Source organism: Streptomyces sp. JLBJ103 (assembly GCF_058215575.1).
The window spans coordinates 5,506,919-5,531,429 of record NZ_CM177089.1 but is presented as its reverse complement, the minus strand read 5'-3'; the positions used below and the strand labels follow the sequence as shown (position 1 = coordinate 5,531,429).

Below are 24,511 nucleotides of genomic sequence, written 5' to 3'. Positions count from 1 at the left end.
TTCCTCAATCGCCCCCCGGTCACACTCCGGAGGTGACTTCCGTCTTTGTCTCGGAACCCTCGCCCGCTGCGCCTTCCCGGCGGTTGCGCACCACCGAGGACCAGTACGAGGCGCCGATCAGCACCACACCCACCAGGCCGGTGATGACCTCGTGGATCTCGTACTTGATGGTGACGAGCAGGATGACGGCCAGCGCGCCGATGGCGTAGTGCGCGCCGTGCTCCAGGTAGACGTAGTCGTCCAGGGTGCCCTTGCGGACCAGGTAGACGGTCAGCGACCGGATGTACATCGCACCGATGCCCAGACCCAGCCCAATCTCGAAGATGTCGTTGGTGATCGCGAAGGCGCTGATGACACCGTCGAAGGAGAACGACGCGTCGATGACCTCGAGGTAGAGGAACATGAAGAACGCGGCCTTGCCGGCCAGGCCCATCACGGTGGCCCCACCGCGCTGACCGCCGTTCGCGGCCACGGCCTTCTCGTCGGCGTTGTCCTTGCCGCTCTTCTCGTCGCTCTCGTCCTCGTCGTCCTCCTCGTCCTCTTCGAGCCTGTCCTCGAAGTAGCCCGAGATACCGCCGACGATCAGATAGGTGACCAGACCGGCGACACCGGAGAGCAGGACGGTGGAGCTCTTGTCACCGCCGCCGTGAGCCACATCGGTGGCCACGGTGGTCGCGGTGATCAGCAGGGTCACCAGGGCGATCACGATCGAGAAGGTGTCCAGCTTGCCCAGCTTGGCCAGGGGCTTCTCCAGCCAGGCCAGCCACTTGATGTCCCGCTCCTCGAAGACGAAGTCGAGGAAGATCATCAGCAGGAACATCCCACCGAAGGCGGCGATCGACGGATGGGCCGCCGTGACCAGGTGTTCGTACTTGTCCTTGTCGTTGATCGCCAGGTCCACGGCCTCGATCGGCCCCAGTTTCGCGGTGATGGCGACGATCACCACCGGGAAGACGAGCCGCATACCGAAGACGGCGATCAGAATGCCGACGGTCAGGAAGATCTTCTGCCAGAAGGCATTCATCTTGCGGAGAATGCCCGCATTGATGACGGCATTGTCGAACGAGAGCGAAATCTCCAGGATCGAGAGGATCCCGACGATCGCGAGCCCCTTCCACCCCCAGAGGACGCCGGCCAAGGCCAGACCGCCCGCCGTTACGGCGAACGACCAACCAAAGGTTTTGAGGAGCACAGGCAACCCAATCCTTCTTCGTAAGGTCTCCCCCGCGCGCTGTACGCGGCTTTACGAAACGTTGACCCCGAAGTCTAGAGCGATGCCCCGCAGGCCTGACGCGTACCCCTGGCCCACGGCCCTGAACTTCCATTCACCGCCGTAGCGATAGACCTCGCCGAAGATCATCGCGGTCTCGCCGGAGGCGTCCTCGGAGAGGTCGTAGCGGGCCAGCTCCTGACCGTCGGCCTGGTTCACCACCCGGATGAAGGCATTGCTGACCTGCCCGAACGTCTGACGCCTGGCATCGGCGTCATGGATCGACACGGGGAAGACGATCTTGTCGACCTGGGGCGGGACACTGGCGAGATCGATCAGCAGCGACTCGTCGTCGCCCTCGCCCTCACCGGTGAGGTTGTCACCGGTGTGCTCCACGGAGCCCTCGGGGCTCTTGAGATTGTTGTAGAAGACGAAGTACTCGTCTCCGAGCACCCGCCCGTTCTGGCACAGCAGTGCGCTGGCGTCGAGGTCGAACGGCGCTCCGGTGGTGGAGCGCGCGTCCCATCCCAGGCCGACGAGCACATGTGTGAGATTCGGCGCGGCCTTCGAGAGGGAGACATTGCCCCCCTTGGCGAGCGTAACGCCCATGATCCTGGTTCCTCCCCGGTGTTGCGTGCGCGAAGCGCGTCCGGCGCCGCACTCCTGCCGGGTGCAGGGATGCGGCGCCGGACGCGGTGATGCCGTGACGGACGCGGGTGCCCACCGGCGGGCGATGCGCACGCGCGGTCCACGGATCGCCGTGGCGGCTGTCAGACGTTGACGCCGAAGTCCTGCGCGATGCCACGCAGCCCGGAGGCGTACCCCTGGCCGATGGCGCGGAACTTCCACTCCGCCCCGTTCCGGTACAGCTCGCCGAAGACCATGGCGGTCTCGGTCGAGGCGTCCTCGGACAGGTCGTAGCGGGCCAGCTCATTGCCGTCGGCCTGGTTGACGACGCGGATGAACGCGTTGCGCACCTGGCCGAAGCTCTGCTGGCGGGACTCGGCGTCGTAGATCGACACCGGGAACACGATCTTGGCGACATCGGCCGGGACCCCGGCCAGGTTCACCTTGATCTGCTCGTCGTCGCCCTCGCCCTCACCGGTGAGGTTGTCACCGGTGTGCTCGACGGAGCCGTCCGGGCTCTTGAGGTTGTTGAAGAACACGAAGTTCTGGTCGTTGGCGACCTTGCCCTCGGTGTTGGTCAGCAGAGCACTGGCGTCGAGGTCGAAGTCAGTGCCCGTGGTGGTACGGGCGTCCCAGCCCAGACCGACGATCACGGCGGTCAGGTTCGGGGCTTCCTTGGTCAGCGAGACGTTGCCGCCCTTGCTGAGGCTGACTCCCACGAGTCCTCCCAAAAAGGTTCGTCAGGAGCACTGCGTGCCCCCTCATAGTGGATGCGGATACCTGTGGCGCGCCTTACGGAACCCACAAGGATCAACGCGTCGATCCTAGTGAGCGGTTCCCGGCGGCCACAGGGTTTCGCGGCGTGCGCCGAGACTCAGAGCGCCTCGAGGGCCTTCACGTACTCATTGAGGTCCCGGGCGTCGGGCAGACCGTTGACCACGGTCCAGCGCACCACGCCCTCCTTGTCGATCACGAACGTGCCGCGCACCGCGCAGCCCTTCTCCTCGTCGAAGACGCCGTAGGCGCGGCTGGCCTCGCCGTGCGGCCAGAAGTCCGACAGCAGCGGGTACTCAAGCCCCTCCTGCTCGGCGAAGACGCGCAGGCTGAAGGGCGAGTCATTGGAGACCGCGAGCAGCTGCACCTCGTCATTGACGAAGGTCGGCAGCTCATCGCGGAGGGCGCACAGCTCGCCGGTGCAGACGCCGGTGAAGGCGAACGGGTAGAAGAGGAGCACCACGTTCTTCTCGCCGCGGAAGTCGGAGAGCCTGACCGTCTCTCCGTGCTGGCTCTTCAGCTCGAAGTCGGGGGCCTTGGAACCGACCTCTATCGCCATGGGATGTCCCTTCGCTCTCTCACTCATGTGATCACGTGCGGTGGCGTCCACCCTACGCGCCGAGCCCCCCTCCGAAAGCGAACGGAGGGGGGCTCGGATGTGTGGTTTCCCAGTCTCAGCGCTTGCCGCTGCGGGCGGCCTTCGGAGTGACCAGGCGGCTGCCGGTCCAGTCCTTGCCCGCGTTGAAGCTCTTGGTCTGGGAAAGGCCCGCGGTGGTCGCGGCCTCATTGATGTCGCTCGGCTCGACATAGCCGTCGCGGCCGGTCTTGGGCGTCAGCAGCCACACCGGGGCGCCGTCGTCGATCATCTGGATGGCGTCCACCAGCGCGTCCGTCAGATCGCCGTCGTCCTCTCGGAACCACAGCACCACGGCGTCGGCCACGTCGTCGTACTCCTCGTCGACGAGCTCCTGGCCGGTGATCTCCTCGATGGACTCGCGGAGCTCCTGGTCGACATCGTCGTCGTAGCCGATCTCCTGGACCACCTGCTCGGGCTGGAAACCCAGCCTCGCGGCCAGGTTGGTCTGCTCCTCCGCGTGGTCCGCGGTCGCGCTCACGGATTGCCTCCTGTCATCTTTCGTTCACTCTTCGGATCCGGTGACCCCGCGCGCGTACGCGGGGGGCATGGGGCGTAGTCCACACGGGCCGGGCGGATCGCGCAAGTACCCGGCCAGCGATCCCGCCCAAACGTTGACGTCTCGCCGCAACTCCCATCATGGAGGAACGGCGCGAATCAGCGGAAAGACGCCTCGGTTGCCCCATTATGTCCCGCTTACGTGTGTGTATCGCCACCCTACGCCGACCCGGAGCCGAACGGTCGTACGCAGGTGCCCTCCGTCGTGGGCGTAAGGTTGCGATTTGGCCGTCACACCCGACCGGCCCGCAGCGCCCATCTCGCCTGGTGCCGGTTACCACTCAGTAGAGGTGACGTATCCCGTACCCGAGGTACACGATGGAGACCGGCGCGACCAATAGAGCATGAATCCATGTCCGTGCACAGCACGACCGAAAAGCGAAGGAATAGCGTGGCTTCCGGATCCGATCGCAACCCGATCATCATTGGCGGCCTTCCCAGCCAGGTCCCGGACTTCGATCCCGAGGAAACCCAGGAATGGCTCGACTCGCTCGACGCAGCTGTCGATGAGCGTGGCCGGGAACGTGCCCGCTACCTGATGCTTCGCCTGATCGAGCGCGCCCGCGAGAAGCGGGTGGCCGTGCCCGAGATGCGCAGCACGGACTATGTCAACACCATCGCCACCAAGGACGAGCCGTTCTTCCCCGGCAACGAGGAAATCGAGCGCAAGATCCTCAACGCGACCCGCTGGAACGCGGCGGTGATGGTCTCCCGGGCCCAGCGTCCGGGCATCGGAGTGGGTGGCCATATCGCCACCTTCGCCTCCTCCGCCTCGCTGTACGACGTGGGCTTCAACCACTTCTTCCGCGGCAAGGACCACGACAGCGGCGACCAGATCTTCTTCCAGGGCCATGCCTCCCCCGGTATCTACGCCCGTGCCTTCCTGCTGGACCGGCTGAGCGACGCGCACCTGGACGGATTCCGTCAGGAGAAGTCCAAGGCCGGTCACGCGCTGTCCAGCTACCCGCATCCGCGGTCGATGCCGGACTTCTGGGAGTTCCCGACCGTCTCCATGGGCCTCGGCCCGCTGGGCGCGATCTACCAGGCCCGGATGAACCGCTACATGGAGTCGCGCGGCATCGCCGACACCTCCAACTCCCATGTGTGGGCGTTCCTGGGCGACGGCGAGATGGACGAGCCGGAGTCGCTCGGCCAGCTCTCCCTGGCCGCCCGTGAGGGCCTGGACAACCTGACCTTCGTCGTCAACTGCAACCTCCAGCGGCTCGACGGTCCGGTGCGCGGCAACGGCAAGATCATCCAGGAGCTGGAGTCGCAGTTCCGCGGCGCCGGCTGGAACGTGATCAAGCTGGTGTGGGACCGCAGCTGGGACCCGCTGCTCGCCCAGGACCGCACCGGTCTGCTGGTCAACAAGCTCAACACCACACCGGACGGTCAGTTCCAGACCTACGCGACCGAGACCGGCGCCTACATCCGCGAGCACTTCTTCGGTGACGACCAGCGGCTGCGCTCGATGGTCGAGCACATGACCGACGACCAGATCCTGCACCTGGGCCGTGGCGGTCACGACCACCGGAAGATCTACGCGGCCTACGCGGCGGCCAAGGCCCACAAGGGCCAGCCGACCGTGATCCTGGCCCAGACGGTCAAGGGCTGGACGCTCGGCCCGAACTTCGAGGGCCGCAACGCGACCCACCAGATGAAGAAGCTGACCGTCGACGACCTCAAGGGCTTCCGCGACCGGCTGCACCTGCCGATCCCGGACAAGGAGCTGGAGTCCGGCCTCCCGCCGTACTACCACCCGGGCCGGGACTCCGAGGAGATCCAGTACATGCACGACCGCCGCAAGGCGCTGGGCGGCTACGCGCCGACCCGTGTCGTGCGCGCGAAGCCGCTGGCGCTGCCGGGCGACAAGACCTACGCGGCGGTGAAGAAGGGCTCCGGCCAGCAGTCCATCGCCACCACCATGGCGTTCGTCCGGCTGCTGAAGGACCTGATGCGGGACAAGGAGATCGGCAAGCGCTTTGTGCCGATCGCCCCGGACGAGTACCGCACCTTCGGTATGGACTCGCTGTTCCCCTCGGCGAAGATCTACAACCCGCTGGGCCAGACCTACGAGTCGGTCGACCGTGAGCTGCTGCTGGCGTACAAGGAGTCGCCGACCGGGCAGATGCTGCACGACGGCATCTCCGAGGCGGGCTGTACGGCCTCGCTGATCGCGGCGGGCTCGGCCTACGCCACCCACGGCGAGCCGATGATCCCGGTCTATGTCTTCTACTCGATGTTCGGCTTCCAGCGCACGGGCGACCAGTTCTGGCAGATGGCCGACCAGCTCGCGCGCGGTTTCGTTCTGGGCGCGACCGCCGGTCGTACGACCCTGACCGGTGAGGGTCTCCAGCACGCCGACGGCCACTCCCAGCTGCTGGCCTCGACCAACCCCGCGGTCGTCGCGTACGACCCGGCGTTCGGCTTCGAGATCGCCCACATCGTGCAGGACGGTCTGCGCCGGATGTACGGCGAGAACAGTGAGGACGTCTTCTACTACCTCACCGTCTACAACGAGCCCATCCAGCACCCGGCCGAGCCCGAGAACGTGGACCGCGAGGGCATCCTCAAGGGCCTGTACCGCTTCAAGCAGGGCGAGAAGGGCGCGATTCCGGCGCAGATCCTCGCCTCCGGTGTCGCGGTGCCGTGGGCGGTCGAGGCCCAGCGCATGCTGGCCGAGGACTGGAACGTCAAGGCCGACGTCTGGTCCGCGACCTCCTGGAACGAGCTGCGCCGGGACGCGGTCGAGGCCGAGGAGCACAATCTGCTCCACCCGGAGGAAGAGGAGCGCGTCCCGTACGTCACCCGCAAGCTGGCGGACGTGGAGGGCCCGAAGGTGGCCGTGTCCGACTGGATGCGTGCCGTTCCGGACCAGATCGCGCGCTGGGTGCCGGGCACCTACCAGTCGCTGGGCGCCGACGGCTTCGGCTTCGCCGACACCCGGGGAGCGGCGCGCCGCTTCTTCCACATCGACGCGGAGTCGATCGTGCTCGGGGTGCTGACGGAGCTGGCCAAGGAGGGCAAGATCGACCGCTCGGCGCTGAAGCAGGCGATCGACCGCTACCAGCTGCTGGACGTGACCGCGGCCGACCCGGGCCCGGCGGGCGGCGACGCGTAACCGTCGTCGACGGCAACTGACCGGAACCCTGGGCGGGCTGGACTTCCAGCCCGCCCAGGGTTCGTTGTTCCCGTCCTTGTCCTTGGACCGCCCCTCAGCGCTCCCAGATCTTGACGGCGCGAACCCGGTAAGCGGTTTCCGGCACCCAGGAGCCGCTGGGGTAGGTGTGGTACTCCCCGGTCTCGGCACACTCCGCGCTCTGGTACGCGGTGACCGGGCGCCCGGTGCGGTTGGCCAGCGAGGCGGCGGAGGCACCCGGCGGCAGGGCGATACAGCTCTCGATGTCGGTGTCGGCCAGTTCATGGACCTGGCGTGGCCCGGTGAAGTCGGCGTTGTGCCACAGACACAGCTGTCCGGCGTCGCAGTTCCCGAGCCGTGGCGGCTTTGCCGCCTGGGCCTGTGCGGCCGTGGCCACCGTGAGGGCCAGGGCGAGGGCGGAGACGGCCGCGGTGATGGTCGTGGTGACGATGGTGCGCGTTGGGCGCATGGTGAACGAACTCCCCGTGTGTGAAGCAGAAACGGGAGTCAGCCTGTCGGCCGACTCCCGCTGTCCACCACGGAGTTGATCGGGGATCACCCGGATAGGGGGTGTCCCGCCCGGTCCCCGCAACCGGTTTCCGTACCGGGCCCTCAGATGTGACCCGCCCCGGCGCCCGCCTCCGCGTTCGCACCGCGCTTGGTGAAGGCCGCGACCACCGCGGCGATCACCGAGATGACCCCGGCGACCATGAACGCCGTGCTCATCCCCGACACGAAGGTGTCATGCGCCACGCTGGTGATCTTCCCTGCGAGCTCGGGCGGAGTGCCCTTGGCGATCGGCGCCCGGCCGACCTCGACCGCCTCGGACGCCTTGGACATCTGCTCACCCGTAAGGGGCGGCAGCTTGGCGCCGGCCCACTTGCCGGGCAGTTCGTCGTCCACCTTGGCGGCCATCACCGCGCCCAGGACAGCCGTACCGATACTGCCGCCGACCTGCATGGACGCCTGCTGGAGACCTCCGGCGACACCGGACAGCTCGATCGGCGCGTTGCCGACGATGACCTCGGTGGCACCGACCATGACCGGGGCGAGGCCGAGGCCGAGAAGCCCGAACCACAGGGACATCTCGAGGGTGGAGGTGTCCACGTCCATCGTGGAGGCGCCGAAGAGCGCGACGGCGGTCAGCGACATGGCGACCACCAACGGGATCCGCGGCCCGACCTTGGTGATGACGGCGCCCGCCACCGGCGAGGACACGATCATCATCCCGGTCAGCGGCAGCAGATGGAGTCCGCTCTTGACCGGGCTCATCCCGTGCACGTTCTGGAGGTAGAAGGTCACGAAGAAGAGCCCGCCCATGAAGCCGAAGGCCATCAGCACCATCAGCACGGTGCCCGCCGACAGCGGGACGGAGCGGAACATGCCGAGCGGGATCAGCGGTTCGGGGGTGCGGGTCTCCCAGAAGGCGAACACCGCGAAGCAGACCACCGTGAGGCCCAGGAAGAGCAAGGTCTTGGGGTCGCCCCAGCTCCACTCCGAGGACTTGATGACCGCCCAGATGAGGCAGAACATCCCGCCGGACAGCAGCAGGATGCCCGGGATGTCAAAGGACTTCGGGGCCTTCTCGGCGCGGTGGTCGACCAGGATGAACAGGCCGAGGGCCAGGGCGACCAGACCGACCGGCAGATTGATGAAGAAGACCGACTGCCAGTTGACGTGCTCCACCAGCAGACCGCCGACGATCGGTCCACCCGCCGTCGAGGCACCGATGACCATGCCCCAGATGCCGATCGCCATGTTGAGCTTCTCGGCGGGGAAGGTGGCGCGCAGCAGGCCGAGCGCCGCGGGCATCAGCAGCGCGCCGAACAGGCCCTGGATCACCCGGAAGGACACCACAAGCGGCACGGTCGAGGAGAAGCCGATGGCCGTGGAGGAGAGCGCGAAGCCGACCACACCGATGAGGAAGGTCTGCCGGTGGCCGAAGCGGTCTCCCAGCTTGCCCGCCGTGATCAGCGCGACGGCCAGGGCGAGCAGATAGCCGTTGGTGATCCACTGGGCGTCGGCGAGCGAGGCGCCGAGGTCCTCCGCGATGGCGGGGTTGGCGATGGCCACGATCGTGCTGTCGAGGGCGACCATCGCCACCCCGAAGCCGACGGTCAGCAGCGTCAGCCAGGGATGACCCCGCAGCCCCTTGCGGGGGTCGGATATGGGGGGAGGTTCCGCCGCGGTACCGGCGACGGTGGTCGAAGACGTCATGCCCGGAGGCTAATGTCAGCCTCTGACATTTGACAAACGGAATCATCCGCGGGTTGCTGTCCATTTCCCCACAGGTAATCTGAGCAGCCCGAATGCAGCCGAACGCAGCCCCGACACACCCGGACGCGGGCAGGAAGCGAGCCGACAGGTGACAACGGACGAGGCGGCAGCGGCGACGGTGACACCCGCGCCGACCGGACTGCGCGAGCGCAAGAAACAGCGCACCCGAGGCGCTCTGGTGCGCACCGCCTTCGAGCTGTTCACCCGTCAGGGATACGACGAGACCACGATCGACGAGATCGTCGAGGCGGTGGACGTCTCCCAGCGCACCTTCTTCCGGTACTTCGCCAACAAGGAGGAGGTCGCCTTCGCGACCCAGGGCGCGGCGGAGGCACTGTGCTTTGACGCACTGTGCGCCCGCCCGGCCGACGAGGCACCTCTGACCGCCCTGCGCAACGCCGTCCTGGACGGCTGGGACCGGACCGGCGAGACCATCGAGGAGCTGGTGCCCACCGAACTCCATCTGCGGATGTACCAGGTGATCGAATCGAGCCCCACCCTGCTCGCCGTCAATCTGCGCCGGACCATGGAGATGGAGGAGCGACTCGCCCGGGAGATCGCCCGCCGCGAGGGGCTGGACATCGACCAGGACCCCCGTCCGCGCCTGGTGGTGGCGATGGTCGGCGGGGTGATCCGGGTGACCGGCATGCTCTGGGGCGAGGGTGACGACCTCAGCACGAAGGCACTGCGGGACATCGCGGTGTATCAACTCGACCATGTGGGACCGGCACTCGCCGAACATTGGAATAAAAACCAGTAAATCGGACATAGCGCCCACATTGGGCAGTCCCCAAACGTGATATGACTCACGGCATTTGGCGACCACCACCGCGCTTCTCCTAGGGTGTCCCGCGGTGACTTCCTTCTCGGAGCTCAGCTCCCCCTCTTCCGGTTCCACCGCCTGGCGCGCTCTGCTCGCCCTGGCGGTGGTGTTCGTCCTGCTCACCACCACCGGCTGGACGGCCGTACGGGCCCAGAGAGGGGACCGGGACCCGCTGGCCGCGTCGCTCGACGCCTGGCGCCACGCGTCCCTGGGCGGTCACCCACTGCCCGACCCGTATGCCTCGCCGCGGCGGCTCAGCCGCTGGATCGACGCGCTGGACAAGGCCGAGACCGACCGCCTCGTACGCCGCTTCCCGCTCGTCGTCGGCAATCTCAACGGCGCGCCCGTGACCCTGCGCTACCGCGCCAACCGGGTCGCGCTGGCCCAGGCCAAGGCCGTGGAGCGGGAGCGGACGCACGACAGCAGGCTCACCCCGCTCGGCCGCACCGACGCCGCCCGCCGGATGCACCGCTATGAGGACCTGCTCGGCTCCGGCCGCCAGATCCTCGCGTTCGACCCCTCGGGCGAGGGCCGGGCCGCCGAGGTCTTCGGCGACCTCGCGCACGCGGCCCGGGTCTCGATCGTGGTGCCGGGTGTGGACACCAACATCCTGACCTTCCAGAAGACCGACAAGCCGTACGCCGCCACCGTCGGCATGGCCCGCGCCCTCTACCACAACGAGCGGACCGACGCCCCGGAGACCCGTACCGCCGTCATCGCCTGGGCCGACTACACCTCCCCGGCGGGCATCGGCATGGACGCCGCCACCGGCAAGCTGGCCGCCCAGGGCGCGCTGCGGCTGCGGGCCCTGGTCAACGCGCTGCCCGCGCCCTCCCGAGTCTCGCTGATGTGCCACAGCTACGGCTCGGTGGTGTGCGGTGTCGCCGCCCGTGACCTGCCGCCCAGCGTCACCGATATCGCGGTGGCCGGAAGCCCCGGAATGCGCGCCGACCACGCGTCCGACCTGGGCACCAGCGCCCGGGTCTGGGCGATGCGCGGCCCGGGTGACTGGATTGCGGACATTCCGCATCTGGAGGTCGGCGGGCTCGGCCACGGTGCCGACCCGGTCTCCTCCGGCTTCGGCGCCCGCAGGCTGTCCGCCGACGGCGCCGACGGCCACGCCGGCTACTTCGAGCCAGGTACGACCAGCCTGGACAACCTGGCGCGGGTGGGCGTCGGTACGGTCCAGTCGGTGAGCTGCGCGGACGGTGACGCATGCACCGCCGGGCTGGCCTGATAGCACACCACACACGCGACGCGCGTAGCGCTCAAGGGGGGACGGGCGGGCCACCGCCGCATACGATGAGCCGCATGGGTGATGTGCTGGCCGGTTTTCAGACCGTCTGGGAGTTCGACACCGACTCCGTGCTCATCCGCTTCGAACGGGGGATCCGCACGCCGAAGCTGCTCCAGGCGCTCGGCGAACGCCGCGTTCCCTTCGAGGCGCTGTCCGCGGTGGAGCTCGCTCCCGGCAAACGAGGCACCGTCGTGCTGCGCGCCGTGCCCAGACCCGGCGCCGACCCGCTGATGGACGCGGCTGACGGCCAGCTCAAAGAGGCGTACGACCCGTACCGGTTGGTGCTGCCCGCCGAGCGCGAGACGCTGGCCGAGTACTACGCGGAGGAGATACGCGCCGCGCTCGCCCCCGACGCCGACACCCCTGCCGAAACTCATCTGATCACCGCGCCCGCGCCGCCGATGTCCTTCAAGGCGTACGACGGCAAGGCGTCGTTCGACGGCAAGGAGGTCGCCTTCCGCTGGTTCTGGACCGGGGCCTCCTCGGCCAAGTGGAAGGTCGGGGACCAGCGCTTCCGGGTCGATGAGTTGAGCGGTGTGGAGTGGTGCTCACCGGAGAGCAAAGGCTCCGCGGGCTCCACCCCCAAGGAGGGCGCCGCCAAGAACGGCAATGGCCATCTGCGGCTGATCGAACGTGCCCACGAGGACCGCCCCATGGGCCGGGCCGACCACGACCCGGCGGCCGTGGTGTTCGGGATGGGCTACGGCATGGTGCATCAGTCGCTGCCGTTCGCCGCCGCCGTGCTGGAGGCCGTACGGGCCGGAAATCCGGGGCAGGGCACCGAGAGCGCCCCCGCGTCGGCCGCTCACACAGCCGCTCACACGACCGCCCGCCGCGACCCGGCCGACATCGCCGAGCGCATCCGCCACCTCGGCGAGCTGCACATCCAGGGGCTGCTGACGGACGAGGAGTTCAGCGCGAAGAAGGCCGAGCTGCTGGCGGAGCTGTAGCGCGTGCGATGGCGCGCTCCGGCACCGCCACCGCCCCGATACCCAGGTATGACCCGCATCCGACTCCCAGGTATGACGTGCGGCCGCGCCGCGAACCCTACGCTGAATCCGCCATGACCAGCACCTCCTCGGCCAATGCCCCCTCCGCCGGCGTCTCCTCCACCGCGCACCAGGGCCTGTTCACCGTCGCCCGGCGGCAGGTGGGCGCCCTGTTCCGCGCTTTGATGACGCCCAGCTACCCGGCCACCCCGCTGTTCTCCCAGTCGCCCCGGCGCTGGCTGCGCAGGCTGCCGTACGGGGTGGCGATCGTGCTCACCGCGGTGCTGGTCCCGGTCTCCGCCCAGGTCCTCATCAACGACTACGGGGAGTCCGGCGAATCCGCCACGCTGCTGGCCTTCGCCCAGACCACCCCGCTGCTGCTCGCTGTCACCCGTCCCCTCCAGGCGTGGTGGATCACCATCATCAGCGATGTGATCGGCGCGCTGATGGTCCTCAACCCCGGCATGGAGCGCCCCATCCCCGGCATGGAGCACCCCATATGGCCCTGGCTGCCCGCCGGGATCGTGGGCTATCTCTTCCTGATGCTTGCCCTCGCGCTGCGCGAATCGCGGCCCACGCTGGTGGCGGTGTGGCTGGTCACCGGCGGCGCCGGACTCGCACTCGGCACGGGCGTCGACAACCAGGGCGACAGCAGCGCGGTGCTGCTGTTCGTGCTCAGCGGGGTGGTGCTGCTGATCGGCGGCGCGCTGCGCGAACGCGGGGACGTCCAGCGGCGGCTGGCCGAGCAGGAGACCATCAGCGAGGCCGAACGCGCCCACCGCACCCTGCTGGAGGAGCGCACCCGGATCGCCCGTGAGCTGCATGACGTGGTCGCCCACCATATGTCCGTGATCACCGTGCAGGCGGACAGCGCGCCCTACCGGATCGGCGGCCTCCCGCCCGACGCGGAGCGGGAGTTCGGCTCCATCGCCGCCACCGCCCGGGAATCCCTCGCCGAGATGCGGCGGCTGCTGGGCGTACTGCGCAGCGAGGAGACCCGCGGCGAGCGGGCGCCGCAGCCGGGGCTGCACCAGGTGCCCCAGCTGGTCGAGGCCACCGTACGGGCCGGGATCCCGACCGAGCTGACCGTCGCGGACGATGTCGCCGGGCTCGGTCCGCTGCCGCAGGCGGTGGAGCTGTCGGCGTACCGGATCGTGCAGGAAGCGCTGGCGAACGTGGTGCGGCACGCACCCGGCGCCGCCACCCGGGTCTCCGTCTCGACCGCCGCGGACCCCCCGGCGCTCACCGTCCTGATCGTCAACGGACCGGCCACCGGCGTGCCCACCACTCCCCTGGAGACCACCGGCACCGGCCACGGTCTGGTCGGCATGGTCGAGCGGGTCCGGCTGGTGGACGGGATGCTCGACACCGGCCCGCTGCCGGATGGCGGTTTCCGCGTCGCGGCCCGGCTGCCCCTGGTAGACATCGAAGAGCCCTCGTAGCCCTCCGAAGAGACGGAACCATGACCATCAAGGTGATCATCGTCGACGACCAGGCGATGGTACGGGCGGGGTTCGCCGCGCTGCTCGCCGCGCAGTCCGACATCGACATCGTCGGCGAGGCGCCCGACGGACGACAGGGTGTCGAGGTCAGCAGGCGCACCCACCCCGATGTGGTGCTGATGGACGTCCGGATGCCCGAGATGGACGGCCTGGAGGCGGCCCGCCAACTGCTCGATCCACCGCGCGGGGTCACCCACCGGCCCAAGGTGCTGATGCTCACCACCTTCGACGTGGACGACTACGTCTACGAGGCGCTGCGCGCCGGGGCCAGCGGCTTTCTGCTCAAGGACGCCCCGCCCGCCGATCTGATCTCCGCGGTGCGGGTGGTGGCGGCGGGCGAGGCGCTGCTCGCCCCCTCGGTCACCCGCCGTCTGATCGCCGACTTCGCCCGCCAGCGCCCCGCGGCCCGCCGCAACCACCTCACGCTGCGCCGCGGCGGGCTGACCCCGAGGGAGACGGAGGTGCTGGAGCTGATCGCGCGCGGGCTGTCCAACCGGGAGATAGCCGAGTCGCTGGTGCTGGCCGAGCAGACGGTGAAAACCCATATCGGCCGGGTGCTGGCCAAGCTGGAACTCCGCGACCGGGCGCAAGCGGTGATCTTCGCCTATGAATCGGGGCTGGTGTCGCCCGGCGGGCAGTAGCCCGCGGCGGGGCTGTCGCCGACTGGCCCCGGCCGGGGTGCCCGGCCCCCATGAGCCCACGACCCAGGCGGGCGGCGTGCTGTGAACCCCCCGCCGAACCGGGGGTGAGCCCCCGGACCACCCCCTACCCCGGTATGACTCCCGACTTGGCACCGCGGTGTGACGCCCCGCCACCCACCGGCTCCCTACGTTTCCCTCGCCACCGAACGGAAGAGGGAAACCCGCGGCCATGTCCCAGACGCATCGACCCTGGCATTACGCCCGCCGTCTGATCACGGCCGCGCTCACCGTCACCGTCATGGCCGGGACGGCCGGGTGGGCCGTCGCCCACGAGGAGCAGGCGATCACCGGACCGCCGCCCGGCACCTCCGCCTGGCGCGCCGATCACTCGCTGCCGGGTCCCGGGCGGGAGTTGCCCGATCCGGCCACCGCCTCCCCGGCCCGTATCGCCCGCTTCTTCGCCGGGCTCACCGACGTCCAGCGGCGGACCCTGGCCATCCGCCATCCGCAGGTGGTGGGCAACCTCGACGGCGCGCCCCTCGCACTGCGCTACGAGGCCAACTCCCGTGCCATCCGGGCCGCTCGCGACAGAGAGCGCGCCGCCGACCCCGACAGCCCGCTCGTCGAGCGCTACACCTCACTGCTCTCCCCGGGCCGTCGGATCCTCGCCTTCGATCCGCGCGGCCGCGGCCAGGTGGCCGAGGTGTTCGGCGATCTGGGGACGGCGCGGCGTACGGCCGTCGTGGTGCCCGGCTCGGACATCGACCTGAACTCCTTCGACCGCGACCACGACCGGTACGGCACCCCCGACGGCATGGCGCGGGCGCTGCGGGCGCGGATGGCCCGGGAGGCGCCCGGCACCCCCACCGCCGTGGTGGCATGGGTCGGCTACACCACCCCGGTGGGGGTCGGCCCGGACGCCGCGACCAGCAGGCTGGCCGAGGCAGGGGCACCGCGTCTGAACCGGTTCCTGGCGGGGCTCGCGGTGACCACCGCGGCCACGGCGGAGGCGCCGCCCACCGTCTTCTGCCACAGCTACGGCTCGGTCCTCTGCGGGGTCGCCGCCCCCGCGATGGACCGGGCCCGGGTCTCGGATCTGGTGGTCCTGGGCAGCCCGGGGATGCGCGCCGACAGCGCGGAGGGGCTGCACACCCCCGCCCGGGTGTGGGCGGCTCGGGACAGCACCGACTGGATACGGCGGGTGACCGGCTACGCGTTCCTGGGCCTCGGCCACGGCGAGGACCCGACCGACGGGTCCTTCGGCGCCCGGGTGGTCTCCGCCGACCGCGCCCACGGGCACACCGGCTACTTCGCCCCCGGTACGGACTCGCTGCGCAACTTCGCCCGGATCGCGCTCGGGCGGTTCGACGGGGTCCGGTGCGCGGATCGCGGCGACGGCGACCAGGAGTGCCGCCATGGCCTCGCATGAGCCCCGCCCCTCGGCGCTCGCGGTGCTGTGCGCCGGTCTCTTCGCCTTGGAGCGCCGCGGCCTGGAGGGGCGGGACCTGGAGGGGCGGGACCTGGAGGGGCGGGACCTGGAGGGGCGGGACTTAGACGCGCGGGACCCGGAGCGTCAGGACCGCCCCGGAGGCCCCGCCGAGCGGGCGCGGGCGGGCGAGGACACGGGCGGCGGAACGGGCCCGGCTGCGGTCCGCCGGGCCGTGCTGGGCCGGGCCGCCGCCGCGTTCGCCGTCCTGTGCGTGACGATGGTGCTGTCGGCCCTCCGCGGCTGAACCGGCCGCCGCCGCGCCGCCGGACACCCTCGCACTCGTATCAGGCGCCTTCCGTCCGCCGCCGCGCGTCGGAGTAGACGCTGATCTTGTAGTCGATGACCTCGAGGGTGCTCTCCAGCTCCGCGATCCGCGTCCGGACGTTCTCCCGGTGCTCGGTCAGCAGCTCCTCGCGCTCGGGAAAGGTCTGCTGCCCGGCGCGGACCAGCTCGGCGTAGCGGACCATGTCCGCCACCGGCATTCCGGTCAGCCGCAGCTTGCCCACCAGCTCCAGCCAGTCCAGATCTCGGTTGGTGAACCGGCGCTGACCGGTGTGGGTGCGGTCCACATGCGGCATCAGCCCGATCCGCTCGTACCAGCGCAGGGTGTGCGCGCTCAGCCCGGTGTGCGCGGCGACCTCGCTGATCGTGTAGCGGTCCTCCCCGGTCGGCCGCGGGTGCGGATGCTCGTCCTGGCAGATCCGCGGCTTCGCCGGAGCCAGAGCCGGAGCCTGAGCCGGAGTCGGAGTCGGAGTCGGAGCCAGAGCGCTCTCCACCACGGTCATGCCGAAACACCCTCTCGCCGATCGCTGCTGTGTGCGCGTTCCACACCCGGGACAACGCTATGGACTTCGAGTGCGCTCCAAGCAAGCGGATTACGGGGCGGATTCCGGCGGGCATTAGGCTCAGGGCCATGGAAAGCCTGCGGATGATCGAGAACTGGCCGGTCCCCACGGCGGCGGCGGCCGTCGTCACGGCCGACGGCGGCCTGGCCGGATCGTACGGCCCGGCCGACCACCGCTTCCCGCTCGCCTCGGTCACCAAGCCGCTCGCCGCCTACGCCGCGCTGCTCGCCGTCGAGGAGGGCGCGGTCGAGCTGGACGAACCGGCCGGGCCCGAGGGCTCCACCGTCCGCCATCTGCTCGCGCACACCTCCGGGCTCGCCTTCGACGAGCACCGCGTGGTCGCCGCCCCCGGCAACCGCCGTCTGTACTCCAACGCGGGCTTCGAGGTGCTGGGCGACCACATCGCCAAGGCCACGGACATCCCGTTCGGCGAGTATCTGCGCCAGGCGGTGCTGGAGCCGCTCGGCATGACCGCGACCGACCTGCCCGGCTCCCCCGCCAAGGACGGTGTCTCCACCGTGGGCGACCTGGTGCGGTTCGCGGCCGAGCTCCAGGCCCCGCGGCTGCTGGCGCCCCAGACGCTGGCCGAGGCCACCTCCGTGGTGCACCCGGGGCTGACCGGGGTGCTGCCCGGCTACGGCCATCAGCGGCCCAACGACTGGGGGCTGGGCTTCGAGATACGCGACGGCAAGTCCCCGCACTGGACCGGTGGTTCCTCCTCGCCCCGCACCTTCGGGCACTTCGGCCAGTCCGGCACCTTCCTGTGGGTCGACCCGGAGGCGCGGGCGGCCTGTGTGGCCCTGACCGACCGGCCCTTCGGCCCCTGGGCCGTGGAGGTCTGGCCCGCCCTGACCGACGCGGTCCTCGCCGAGCTGCGCACGGGCTGAGCTCCCGTACTCCCGCCCGGCGGGCGTCAGCCGTACACCGGCTCCGTGTGCATCTCCCACACCAACAGCTCCGCCGGGCCCTCGGCGCGCGCCTCCAGCCCGCGCGCGTTCCGCACCCGGGCCGCGTCCCCCGCGCCCAGCGTCTCGTCACCGATCCGCACCGCGCCGCGCACCTCGTGGACGTAACTCCAGGGCGCGTCCGGCAGTGCGGTGCGCTCACCGCCCGCCAGCCGCCGTACATGCAGCACCGCCTCGGTGCGCTCCAGCGCGTACGGGGTGCCGTCGGCGATACCGCGCACCACCTCGTACCCGGGCTCGGCCGGGGCGCCGGGGCCGGGCACCAACCACATCTGTACGAAGACCAGGGGCTCCGGGCCCGCGTTCCGCTCGGTGTGGCGCACCCCGCTGCCCGCGCTGAGCCGCTGTACATCGCCGGGGCGCACCACGGTCCGGGCCCCGGTGGAGTCCTCGTGGGTGAGCTCGCCCTCGATCACCCAGGTCACGATCTCCAGATCGCGGTGGGGGTGCTCGGCGAAGCCCGCGCCGGGCGCAAGCCGCTCCTCGTTGCAGGCCACGAGCAGCCCGAACCGCACATTGTCCGGGTCGTAGTGTCCGGAGAAGGAAAAGGCGTGGCGCGTCTCGATGCCGGTGCCGTCCCCGCCCGGATACCGTGCACCGGACCGCTGTATCCACATCACCCGGTCCACGGTAGTGCGCTCCTCACCCCAGCCCTGTCCGCCCCGTCCGCTACCGCCCCGTAGCTCCCCGCCCCCCCGCGTACACCACCCGATAAGGCAGTCTTGACCTCGTGCCTGAACCAGCCGCGAACCTCCCGCATCCCCACAGTGCCACCCTGCGCCGCCTGGAGAAGTCCTCCGGGAAGCTGGCCGCCGCCGCCATCGCGCGCATGGACGAGCAGCTGCCGTGGTACCGGGCGATGCCGCCCGAGAACCGCTCCTGGATCGGGCTGGTGGCGCAGGCGGGTATCGCGGCCTTCACCGAGTGGTTCCGGCATCCGGAGGCCCCGCAGGCGATCAGCACCGATGTCTTCGGCACCGCCCCGCGCGAGCTGACCCGCGCGATCACCCTGCGGCAGACCGTGGAGATGGTGCGGACCACCATCGAGGTGATGGAGTCCGCGATCGACGAGGTGGCGGCTCCGGGCGATGAGTCGGTGCTGCGCGAGGCGCTGCTGGTGTACGCGCGAGAGATCGCCTTCGCCACCGCCCAGGTGTACGCACAGGCGGCCGAGGCGCGCGGCGCCTGGGACGCCCGGCTGGAGTCCCTGGTGGTCAACGCGGTGCTCTCGGGCGAGGCGGACGAGGGGGCGCTGTCCCGCGCCGCCGCCCTCGGCTGGAACGCGCCCGAGCATGTGTGCGTGGTGCTGGGCACCGCCCCGGACGGGGACAGCGAGCTGACCGTGGAGGCGATCCGGCGGGCCGCCCGGCACGCCAAGCTCCAGGTGCTCACCGGGGTGCTCGGTGACCGTCTGGTGGTGGTCGCGGGTGGCTCGGACAATCCGCTCCAGGCGGCGAAGGCGCTCATCGGGCCGTACGCCCCGGGCCCGGTGGTGGCCGGTCCGGTGGTCTCCGACCTGCTGGCCGCGACCCGCTCGGCGGGCGCCGCGGCGGCGGGACTGAAGGCGTGCACCGCCTGGCCGGACGCACCGCGCCCGGTGCTGGCGGACGATCTGCTGCCGGAGCGGGCGATGGCCGGGGATCCGGCTGCCCGTGAGCAGCTGGTGGAGGAGATCTACAGACCGCTGGAGGAAGCGGGCTCCGCACTGCTGGAGACGCTGAGCGTGTATCTGGAGCAGGCCAGCAGTCTGGAGGGCGCGGCCCGGATGCTCTTCGTGCACCCCAATACCGTCCGCTACCGGCTACGACGTGTGACTGACGTCACCGGTTGGTCACCTTCCGACGTCAGGTCGGCATTTACCCTGCGCATAGCGCTGATCCTGGGCCGTCTTGCCGACGGAGACATACTTCCCTGACCCTTTGTTGGACTCCAACAATTCCCCTGACGGTTCTTCGTCCTTGTCCTCACGGGCGAGCCGGACCACCCACAAGAGAGAGTGTGAGAGTGCTCGTACTCGTCGCTCCCGGCCAAGGCGCTCAGAAGCCCGGCTTCCTGACCCCCTGGCTCGATCTTCCCGGTGTCACCGAACGACTGACCTGGTGGTCGGCCGTCTCCGGCCTGGACCTGATCCACTACGGCACCAAGGCCGACGAGGAGGAGATCCGCGACACCGCGGTGGCCCAGCCGCTGCTGGTGGCCGCCGGTCTCGTCTCCGCCTACGCCCTGTTCTCCGACGGCACCGGTGCCCCCTCCGGACCGGCCGCCTCGGCGCACCGTCTGGGCGCCACCGCGGGCCACAGCGTCGGTGAGATCACCGCCGCCGCGGTGTCCGGGGTACTGACCGACGAGGCGGCCATGGTGCTGGTCCGCCGCCGTGGCCTGGCCATGGCGGAGGCCGCGAGCCGCGCCGAGACCGGTATGGCGGCCATACTGGGTGGTGAGCAGGACGAGGTCGTCGCACACCTCGGCAAGCACGGTCTGACCGCGGCCAATGTCAACGGCGCCGGGCAGATCGTGGCCGCGGGCACCGCCGAGCAGCTGGCGGCGCTGGCCGAGGACAAGCCGGAGGGCGTGCGCCGGGTCGTTCCGCTGAAGGTGGCCGGTGCCTTCCACACCGACCACATGGCCCCGGCGGTCGCCACGCTCGAGGCCCTGGTCTCGGGTGTCCCGGTCGCCGACCCGCGTACCGCGTACGTCTCGAACCGCGACGGCGAGGTGGTGACCTCCGGTGCCGAGGTGATCGAGCGGCTGGTCGCCCAGGTGTCCAACCCGGTCCGCTGGGACCTGTGCATGGAGACCTTCCAGGAGCTGGGTGTCACCGGGCTGATCGAGCTGGCCCCGGGCGGGACGCTCACCGGTATCGCCAAGCGCGCCCTGCCGGGCGTCGTGAACGTACCGCTCAAGACGCCGGACGACCTCGACGCGGCCCGTGCGCTGATCGCCGAGCATGCCGCCCCCGTCGCCGACACAACGGCCGAAGAGGAGCTCCGAGACGCATGACCGCGAAGATCAGGCCCAGCAAGGGCGCACCGTACGCGCGCATCCTCGGTGTCGGCGGCTACCGTCCCACCCGGGTGGTGCCGAACGAGGAGATCCTCAAGCACATCGACTCCTCGGACGAGTGGATCCGTACCCGCTCGGGCATCGCCACCCGCCACTGGGCCGGTCCGGACGAGACGGTCGCCCAGATGTCGGTCGAGGCGGGCGGCAAGGCCATCGCCGACGCGGGGCTGACGCCCGAGCAGATCGGCGCCGTGATCGTCTCCACCGTCTCGCACTTCAAGCAGACCCCCGCGGTCGCCACCGAGATCGCGCATCTGCTCGGCACCGGCAAGCCGGCCGCGTTCGACATCTCGGCGGGCTGCGCGGGCTTCGGCTACGGACTGGCCCTCGCCAAGGGCATGGTCACCGACGGCACCGCCGAACATGTACTGATCATCGGCGTCGAGCGGCTGTCCGATCTGACCGATCTGGAGGACCGGGCCACGGCCTTCCTGTTCGGTGACGGCGCGGGCGCCGTCGTGGTCGGCCCGTCCAAGGAGCCCGCGATCGGCCCGACCGTCTGGGGCTCGGAGGGCGACAAGTCCGACACCATCAGCCAGACGCTGCCCTGGGACGTCTACCGCGAACAGAGCGGCGAGGACGTACGCTTCCCCGCGCTGCGGCAGGAGGGCCAGGCGGTCTTCCGCTGGGCCGTGTACGAGATGGCCAAGGTCGCCCAGCAGGCCCTGGACGAGGCCGGGATCACCGCCGACGAGCTCGACGCGTTCATCCCCCATCAGGCCAATATGCGCATCATCGACTCGATGATCAAAACCCTCAAGCTGCCGGAGCACGTCACGGTCGCCCGTGATGTGGAGACCACCGGCAACACCTCGGCCGCCTCCATTCCGCTCGCCATGGAGCGGCTGTTGGCGACGGGGCAGGCGAAGAGCGGCGACACCGCGCTCGTCATCGGATTCGGAGCGGGTCTCGTCTACGCAGCGACGGTCGTTACCCTCCCTTAGGCTCCATAGTCCATATCCACGCAGCCCCGTACGGATCGGGCGCTGCGCACCCACCGCAACACACCGAAGAAGGAGCGCCGCAATGGCCGCCACTCAGGAAGAGATCCTCGAGGGTCTCGCCGAGATCGTCAACGAGATCGCCGGTATCCCGACCGAGGACGTCCTGCTGGACAAGTCCTTCACCGACGACCTGGACGTCGACTCGCTGTCCATGGTCGAGGTCGTCGTCGCCGCCGAGGAGCGCTTCGACGTCAAGATCCCGGACGACGACGTCAAGAACCTCAAGACCGTCGGCGACGCCGTCGACTACATCGTCAAGCACCAGGGCTGAGCCGAGGGCTCGTCGCCACCCATGCGGTGGCCGGTCCAGCACCCTCTACACGTGGAGTAAGAATTCCTGTGAACTCGACCAATCGCACCGTGGTCGTCACCGGTGTTGGTGCCACGACGCCGCTGGGTGGCGACGCCCCGTCGACCTGGGAGGCGCTGCTCGCCGGCCGGCCCGGTGTCAGCCTCCTGGAACAGGACTGGGCAGCCGACCTGCCGGTCCGGATCGCCGCGTCCATCGCGGTCGACCCGTCCACCGTCATTCCCCGGCCGCAGGCCCGCAAGCTGGACCGCTCGGCGCAGTTCGCGCTGATCGCGGCCCGTGAGGCATGGGCCGACGCCGGATTCACCGCCAAGGCGGGCGAGGATGGCTCGGTCGACCCCGACCGGCTGGGCGCGGTTGTCGCCTCCGGTATCGGCGGGGTCACCACCCTGCTCGACCAGTACGACGTGCTGCGGGAGAAGGGGGTCCGCAAGGTCTCCCCGCACACGGTGCCGATGCTGATGCCCAACGGCCCGGCGGCCAATGTGGGGCTGGAGGTCGGCGCCCGCGCCGGTGTCCACACCCCGGTCAGCGCCTGTGCGTCGGGTGCGGAGGCCATCGGCTACGCCATCGAGATGATCCGCACCGGCCGTGCCGATGTGGTCGTCGCGGGCGGCACCGAGGCGGCCATCCACCCGCTGCCCATCGCCGCGTTCGGCAACATGATGGCGATGTCCAAGAACAACGACGACCCGCAGGGCGCCTCCCGCCCCTACGACGTCGACCGCAACGGCTTCGTACTCGGCGAGGGCGCCGGTGTGGTGGTTCTGGAGTCGGCCGAGCACGCCGCCCAGCGCGGCGCGCGGATCTACGCCGAGGCCGTCGGCCAGGGCATCTCCGCCGACGCCCACCACATCACCCAGCCGGAGCCGTCGGGCAACGGCATCGCGCACGCCCTCCAGAACCTGCTGGACGCCACCGACCTCAAGCCCGCCGAGATCGCGCACGTCAACGCGCACGCGACCTCGACCCCGCAGGGCGATGTCGCCGAGATCAAGGCGCTGCGCAAGGTGTTCGGCCAGGACGTGGACCACATGGCGCTGTCCGCCACCAAGTCCATGACCGGCCATCTGCTGGGTGGCGCGGGCGGTGTGGAGACGGTCGCCAGCGTGCTGGCGCTGTACCACCGGATCGCCCCGCCGACGATCAACATCGCCAACCTCGACCCGGAGGCGGACGCGGATGTTGTCCGCGCCGAGCCGAGGGCGCTCCCGGCAGGCACCATCGCCGCGCTGAACGACTCGTTCGGCTTCGGCGGACACAACGTGGTGCTGGCCTTCCGCACCATCTGACGGTCGCTCGGCTCACCTCACGATGGCCCGCTTCCGGCTCCGGCCGGAAGCGGGCCATCGGCGTGTGGGGCTCAGCCGTCGTCGAAGCTGGCGAAGTACGAGGCCGCCATGTCCTCGTCGCCGTGGCCCTGGGCGATGGCCCGCCGGAACCGCTCGGCGCCCGCGGCGGCCACGTCCAGCCGTACCCCGGCCCGTTCCCCGGCCGCCACGATCAGCCGGGCGTCCTTCTCCGCGGTCCTGGTCGCGAAGCTGGGGGGCTCGAGGTCGCGCTCGAGCAGCTGCCCCGTCTTGACCCGCAGATAGCCGTTGTCCAGCGGCCCGTCGGCGATGGCGTCCAGGAACCCCTGCGGATCCACGCCCAGCCCCTTGGCGAGGGCGAGCGCCTCGGCGGCACCGTGGGTGACATTGAGCACCCAGCTGTTGATCACCAGCTTGAGCCGGGTGGCCGCGGCCTCCTCACCGTGCTCGCCGACCCAGACCGTACGGCTGCCGATCGCGTCGAAAACCGGCCAGAGGACGGCGCGGACCGGCACCGGGCCCGAGGCGAGCACCAGCAGCTGTCCGCTCTCCGCGGGCTGTTTGGTGCCCAGCACCGGGGAGTCGACGAGGACGAGCTCCTTCTCGCGGGCGAAGGCCGCGAGGGCCTCGAGCCCGTCCAGTCCCGCGGTGGTGGCCTGGGCCCATACCGTGCCGGGGCGCAGCGCGTCCTGGGCCTGACGCATCGTCTCCAGGGTCGCCTGGCCGTCGTACAGCATGGTGAGCACCACATCGGCGTCGTACACGGCCTCGGCGGGGGTGTCGGTGACCCGCACCCCGTCGGCGGCGAGCGGCTCGGCCTTGGAGCGGGTGCGGTTCCATGCGCGGGTGTCGAGTCCGGACCGGGCGAGGTTACGGGCCATACCGGAGCCCATGATGCCGGTGCCGAGAACGGCGACGGAACGTGCCGGGAGATTTCTGCTCATCACGCCACGCTAGGACGTGACGGGCGCCCGAGGGCCAAGGGGGAGCGGCGCGTCCGGCGGACAGCTTCACGCGGACGGCGGCGGCGCGGGGCGGCGGCACCTGGGCGCGG

Annotated in this window: 23 protein-coding genes and 1 pseudogene; 14 read left to right on the top strand and 10 right to left on the bottom strand. The window is 70.1% G+C overall.

The annotated features are described in order from the left end of the window. Window positions 1-19 precede the first annotated feature (19 nt). From AC4BEG_RS24425 to AC4BEG_RS24405, 5 genes are all read right to left on the bottom strand, one after another. Complete coding sequence (locus AC4BEG_RS24425; RefSeq protein WP_490701888.1) at window positions 20-1,192, bottom strand: DUF475 domain-containing protein; 1,173 nt, start codon at window positions 1,190-1,192, stop codon at window positions 20-22. Window positions 1,193-1,243: 51 nt separating this feature from the next. After that, window positions 1,244-1,819, bottom strand: a complete 576-nt coding sequence (locus tag AC4BEG_RS24420; RefSeq protein ID WP_490701887.1) for a TerD family protein — start codon at window positions 1,817-1,819, stop codon at window positions 1,244-1,246. Window positions 1,820-1,980: 161 nt separating this feature from the next. Further along, window positions 1,981-2,556, bottom strand: coding sequence for a TerD family protein (locus AC4BEG_RS24415; RefSeq protein WP_490701886.1), 576 nt, complete (start codon window positions 2,554-2,556; stop codon window positions 1,981-1,983). 155 nt (window positions 2,557-2,711) lie between these two features. Continuing rightward, window positions 2,712-3,170, bottom strand: coding sequence for a peroxiredoxin (locus tag AC4BEG_RS24410; RefSeq protein WP_490701885.1), 459 nt, complete (start codon window positions 3,168-3,170; stop codon window positions 2,712-2,714). A 115-nt stretch (window positions 3,171-3,285) separates the two neighbouring features. Beyond that, on the bottom strand, window positions 3,286-3,726 hold the full coding sequence (locus AC4BEG_RS24405) for a DUF3052 domain-containing protein (protein WP_490701884.1): 441 nt from the start codon (window positions 3,724-3,726) through the stop codon (window positions 3,286-3,288). Between the two features lie 468 nt (window positions 3,727-4,194). Here AC4BEG_RS24405 and aceE point away from each other — a divergent pair, with 468 nt between their 5' ends. Continuing rightward, on the top strand, window positions 4,195-6,924 hold the full coding sequence (gene aceE / locus AC4BEG_RS24400) for a pyruvate dehydrogenase (acetyl-transferring), homodimeric type (RefSeq protein WP_490701883.1): 2,730 nt from the start codon (window positions 4,195-4,197) through the stop codon (window positions 6,922-6,924). Window positions 6,925-7,018: 94 nt separating this feature from the next. Here the strand turns inward: aceE and AC4BEG_RS24395 are convergent, their stop codons facing one another. After that, window positions 7,019-7,411: a peptidase inhibitor family I36 protein gene (locus AC4BEG_RS24395; RefSeq protein WP_490701882.1), complete on the bottom strand. Its 393-nt coding sequence runs from the start codon at window positions 7,409-7,411 to the stop codon at window positions 7,019-7,021. Window positions 7,412-7,520: 109 nt separating this feature from the next. Then, window positions 7,521-9,159, bottom strand: a pseudogene (locus tag AC4BEG_RS24390) (MFS transporter); the annotation flags it as partial. A gap of 148 nt (window positions 9,160-9,307) precedes the next feature. On the opposite strand from AC4BEG_RS24390, the gene AC4BEG_RS24385 reads away from it, so the two are divergent. From AC4BEG_RS24385 to AC4BEG_RS24355, 7 genes are all read left to right on the top strand, one after another. Next, window positions 9,308-9,979 carry a TetR family transcriptional regulator gene (locus tag AC4BEG_RS24385; RefSeq protein WP_490701881.1) on the top strand — a complete coding sequence of 224 codons (672 nt, stop codon included), beginning with the start codon at window positions 9,308-9,310 and terminating at the stop codon, window positions 9,977-9,979. Window positions 9,980-10,073: 94 nt separating this feature from the next. After that, window positions 10,074-11,279: an alpha/beta hydrolase gene (locus tag AC4BEG_RS24380; RefSeq protein ID WP_490701880.1), complete on the top strand. Its 1,206-nt coding sequence runs from the start codon at window positions 10,074-10,076 to the stop codon at window positions 11,277-11,279. Between the two features lie 74 nt (window positions 11,280-11,353). Next, window positions 11,354-12,289: a DUF4429 domain-containing protein gene (locus AC4BEG_RS24375; protein ID WP_490701879.1), complete on the top strand. Its 936-nt coding sequence runs from the start codon at window positions 11,354-11,356 to the stop codon at window positions 12,287-12,289. Window positions 12,290-12,402: 113 nt separating this feature from the next. Continuing rightward, window positions 12,403-13,770, top strand: a complete 1,368-nt coding sequence (locus AC4BEG_RS24370) for a sensor histidine kinase (RefSeq protein WP_490701878.1) — start codon at window positions 12,403-12,405, stop codon at window positions 13,768-13,770. A 20-nt stretch (window positions 13,771-13,790) separates the two neighbouring features. Further along, window positions 13,791-14,471 (top strand): response regulator, encoded by a 681-nt coding sequence (locus tag AC4BEG_RS24365; RefSeq protein ID WP_490701877.1) that lies wholly within the window; start codon window positions 13,791-13,793, stop codon window positions 14,469-14,471. A 229-nt stretch (window positions 14,472-14,700) separates the two neighbouring features. Further along, the gene (locus tag AC4BEG_RS24360) at window positions 14,701-15,900 is read left to right on the top strand and encodes an alpha/beta hydrolase (RefSeq protein ID WP_490701876.1); all 1,200 of its coding nucleotides are present in this window, start codon (window positions 14,701-14,703) and stop codon (window positions 15,898-15,900) included. Beyond that, window positions 15,887-16,204 (top strand): hypothetical protein, encoded by a 318-nt coding sequence (locus AC4BEG_RS24355; RefSeq protein ID WP_490701875.1) that lies wholly within the window; start codon window positions 15,887-15,889, stop codon window positions 16,202-16,204. Before AC4BEG_RS24360 ends, AC4BEG_RS24355 begins: the two co-directional genes overlap by 14 nt. Window positions 16,205-16,244: 40 nt before the next feature. On the opposite strand, the gene AC4BEG_RS24350 is transcribed toward AC4BEG_RS24355, so the two are convergent. Next, on the bottom strand, window positions 16,245-16,745 hold the full coding sequence (locus tag AC4BEG_RS24350) for a MerR family transcriptional regulator (RefSeq protein ID WP_490701874.1): 501 nt from the start codon (window positions 16,743-16,745) through the stop codon (window positions 16,245-16,247). 128 nt (window positions 16,746-16,873) lie between these two features. Here AC4BEG_RS24350 and AC4BEG_RS24345 point away from each other — a divergent pair, with 128 nt between their 5' ends. Then, window positions 16,874-17,692, top strand: a complete 819-nt coding sequence (locus AC4BEG_RS24345) for a serine hydrolase domain-containing protein (protein ID WP_490701873.1) — start codon at window positions 16,874-16,876, stop codon at window positions 17,690-17,692. Between the two features lie 26 nt (window positions 17,693-17,718). On the opposite strand, the gene AC4BEG_RS24340 is transcribed toward AC4BEG_RS24345, so the two are convergent. Beyond that, complete coding sequence (locus tag AC4BEG_RS24340) at window positions 17,719-18,387, bottom strand: pirin family protein (protein WP_490707171.1); 669 nt, start codon at window positions 18,385-18,387, stop codon at window positions 17,719-17,721. A 113-nt stretch (window positions 18,388-18,500) separates the two neighbouring features. Between AC4BEG_RS24340 and AC4BEG_RS24335 the strand changes: the two genes are divergently transcribed. The 5 genes from AC4BEG_RS24335 (at window position 18,501) to fabF (ending at window position 23,439) form a co-directional block, all read left to right on the top strand. Further along, on the top strand, window positions 18,501-19,685 hold the full coding sequence (locus AC4BEG_RS24335; RefSeq protein WP_201877749.1) for a PucR family transcriptional regulator: 1,185 nt from the start codon (window positions 18,501-18,503) through the stop codon (window positions 19,683-19,685). Between the two features lie 89 nt (window positions 19,686-19,774). Then, the gene (locus AC4BEG_RS24330; protein ID WP_490701872.1) at window positions 19,775-20,770 is read left to right on the top strand and encodes an ACP S-malonyltransferase; all 996 of its coding nucleotides are present in this window, start codon (window positions 19,775-19,777) and stop codon (window positions 20,768-20,770) included. Further along, window positions 20,767-21,777, top strand: a complete 1,011-nt coding sequence (locus AC4BEG_RS24325; RefSeq protein WP_201877747.1) for a ketoacyl-ACP synthase III — start codon at window positions 20,767-20,769, stop codon at window positions 21,775-21,777. Before AC4BEG_RS24330 ends, AC4BEG_RS24325 begins: the two co-directional genes overlap by 4 nt. Window positions 21,778-21,859: 82 nt before the next feature. Further along, window positions 21,860-22,108, top strand: coding sequence for an acyl carrier protein (locus AC4BEG_RS24320; protein WP_176183146.1), 249 nt, complete (start codon window positions 21,860-21,862; stop codon window positions 22,106-22,108). A 68-nt stretch (window positions 22,109-22,176) separates the two neighbouring features. Continuing rightward, entirely contained in the window at window positions 22,177-23,439 is a 1,263-nt protein-coding gene (gene fabF / locus AC4BEG_RS24315) for a beta-ketoacyl-ACP synthase II (protein ID WP_490701871.1), read from the top strand. A gap of 71 nt (window positions 23,440-23,510) precedes the next feature. Here the strand turns inward: fabF and AC4BEG_RS24310 are convergent, their stop codons facing one another. After that, complete coding sequence (locus AC4BEG_RS24310) at window positions 23,511-24,401, bottom strand: NAD(P)-dependent oxidoreductase (RefSeq protein ID WP_490701870.1); 891 nt, start codon at window positions 24,399-24,401, stop codon at window positions 23,511-23,513. Between the last annotated feature and the right edge of the window lie 110 nt (window positions 24,402-24,511).

Excerpts from the sequence above, each read along its gene's own strand:
- AC4BEG_RS24420 (WP_490701887.1), bottom strand. The coding sequence starts at position 1,819 with ATGGGCGTTACGCTCGCCAAGGGGGGCAATGTCTCCCTCTCGAAGGCC.
- AC4BEG_RS24410 (WP_490701885.1), bottom strand. The coding sequence starts at position 3,170 with ATGGCGATAGAGGTCGGTTCCAAGGCCCCCGACTTCGAGCTGAAGAGC.
- AC4BEG_RS24395 (WP_490701882.1), bottom strand. The coding sequence starts at position 7,411 with ATGCGCCCAACGCGCACCATCGTCACCACGACCATCACCGCGGCCGTC.
- AC4BEG_RS24375 (WP_490701879.1), top strand. The coding sequence starts at position 11,354 with ATGGGTGATGTGCTGGCCGGTTTTCAGACCGTCTGGGAGTTCGACACC.
- AC4BEG_RS24370 (WP_490701878.1), top strand. The coding sequence starts at position 12,403 with ATGACCAGCACCTCCTCGGCCAATGCCCCCTCCGCCGGCGTCTCCTCC.
- AC4BEG_RS24365 (WP_490701877.1), top strand. The coding sequence starts at position 13,791 with ATGACCATCAAGGTGATCATCGTCGACGACCAGGCGATGGTACGGGCG.
- AC4BEG_RS24360 (WP_490701876.1), top strand. The coding sequence starts at position 14,701 with ATGTCCCAGACGCATCGACCCTGGCATTACGCCCGCCGTCTGATCACG.
- AC4BEG_RS24355 (WP_490701875.1), top strand. The coding sequence starts at position 15,887 with ATGGCCTCGCATGAGCCCCGCCCCTCGGCGCTCGCGGTGCTGTGCGCC.
- AC4BEG_RS24350 (WP_490701874.1), bottom strand. The coding sequence starts at position 16,745 with ATGACCGTGGTGGAGAGCGCTCTGGCTCCGACTCCGACTCCGACTCCG.
- AC4BEG_RS24345 (WP_490701873.1), top strand. The coding sequence starts at position 16,874 with ATGGAAAGCCTGCGGATGATCGAGAACTGGCCGGTCCCCACGGCGGCG.
- AC4BEG_RS24340 (WP_490707171.1), bottom strand. The coding sequence starts at position 18,387 with ATGTGGATACAGCGGTCCGGTGCACGGTATCCGGGCGGGGACGGCACC.
- AC4BEG_RS24325 (WP_201877747.1), top strand. The coding sequence starts at position 20,767 with ATGACCGCGAAGATCAGGCCCAGCAAGGGCGCACCGTACGCGCGCATC.
- AC4BEG_RS24320 (WP_176183146.1), top strand. The coding sequence starts at position 21,860 with ATGGCCGCCACTCAGGAAGAGATCCTCGAGGGTCTCGCCGAGATCGTC.
- AC4BEG_RS24310 (WP_490701870.1), bottom strand. The coding sequence starts at position 24,401 with ATGAGCAGAAATCTCCCGGCACGTTCCGTCGCCGTTCTCGGCACCGGC.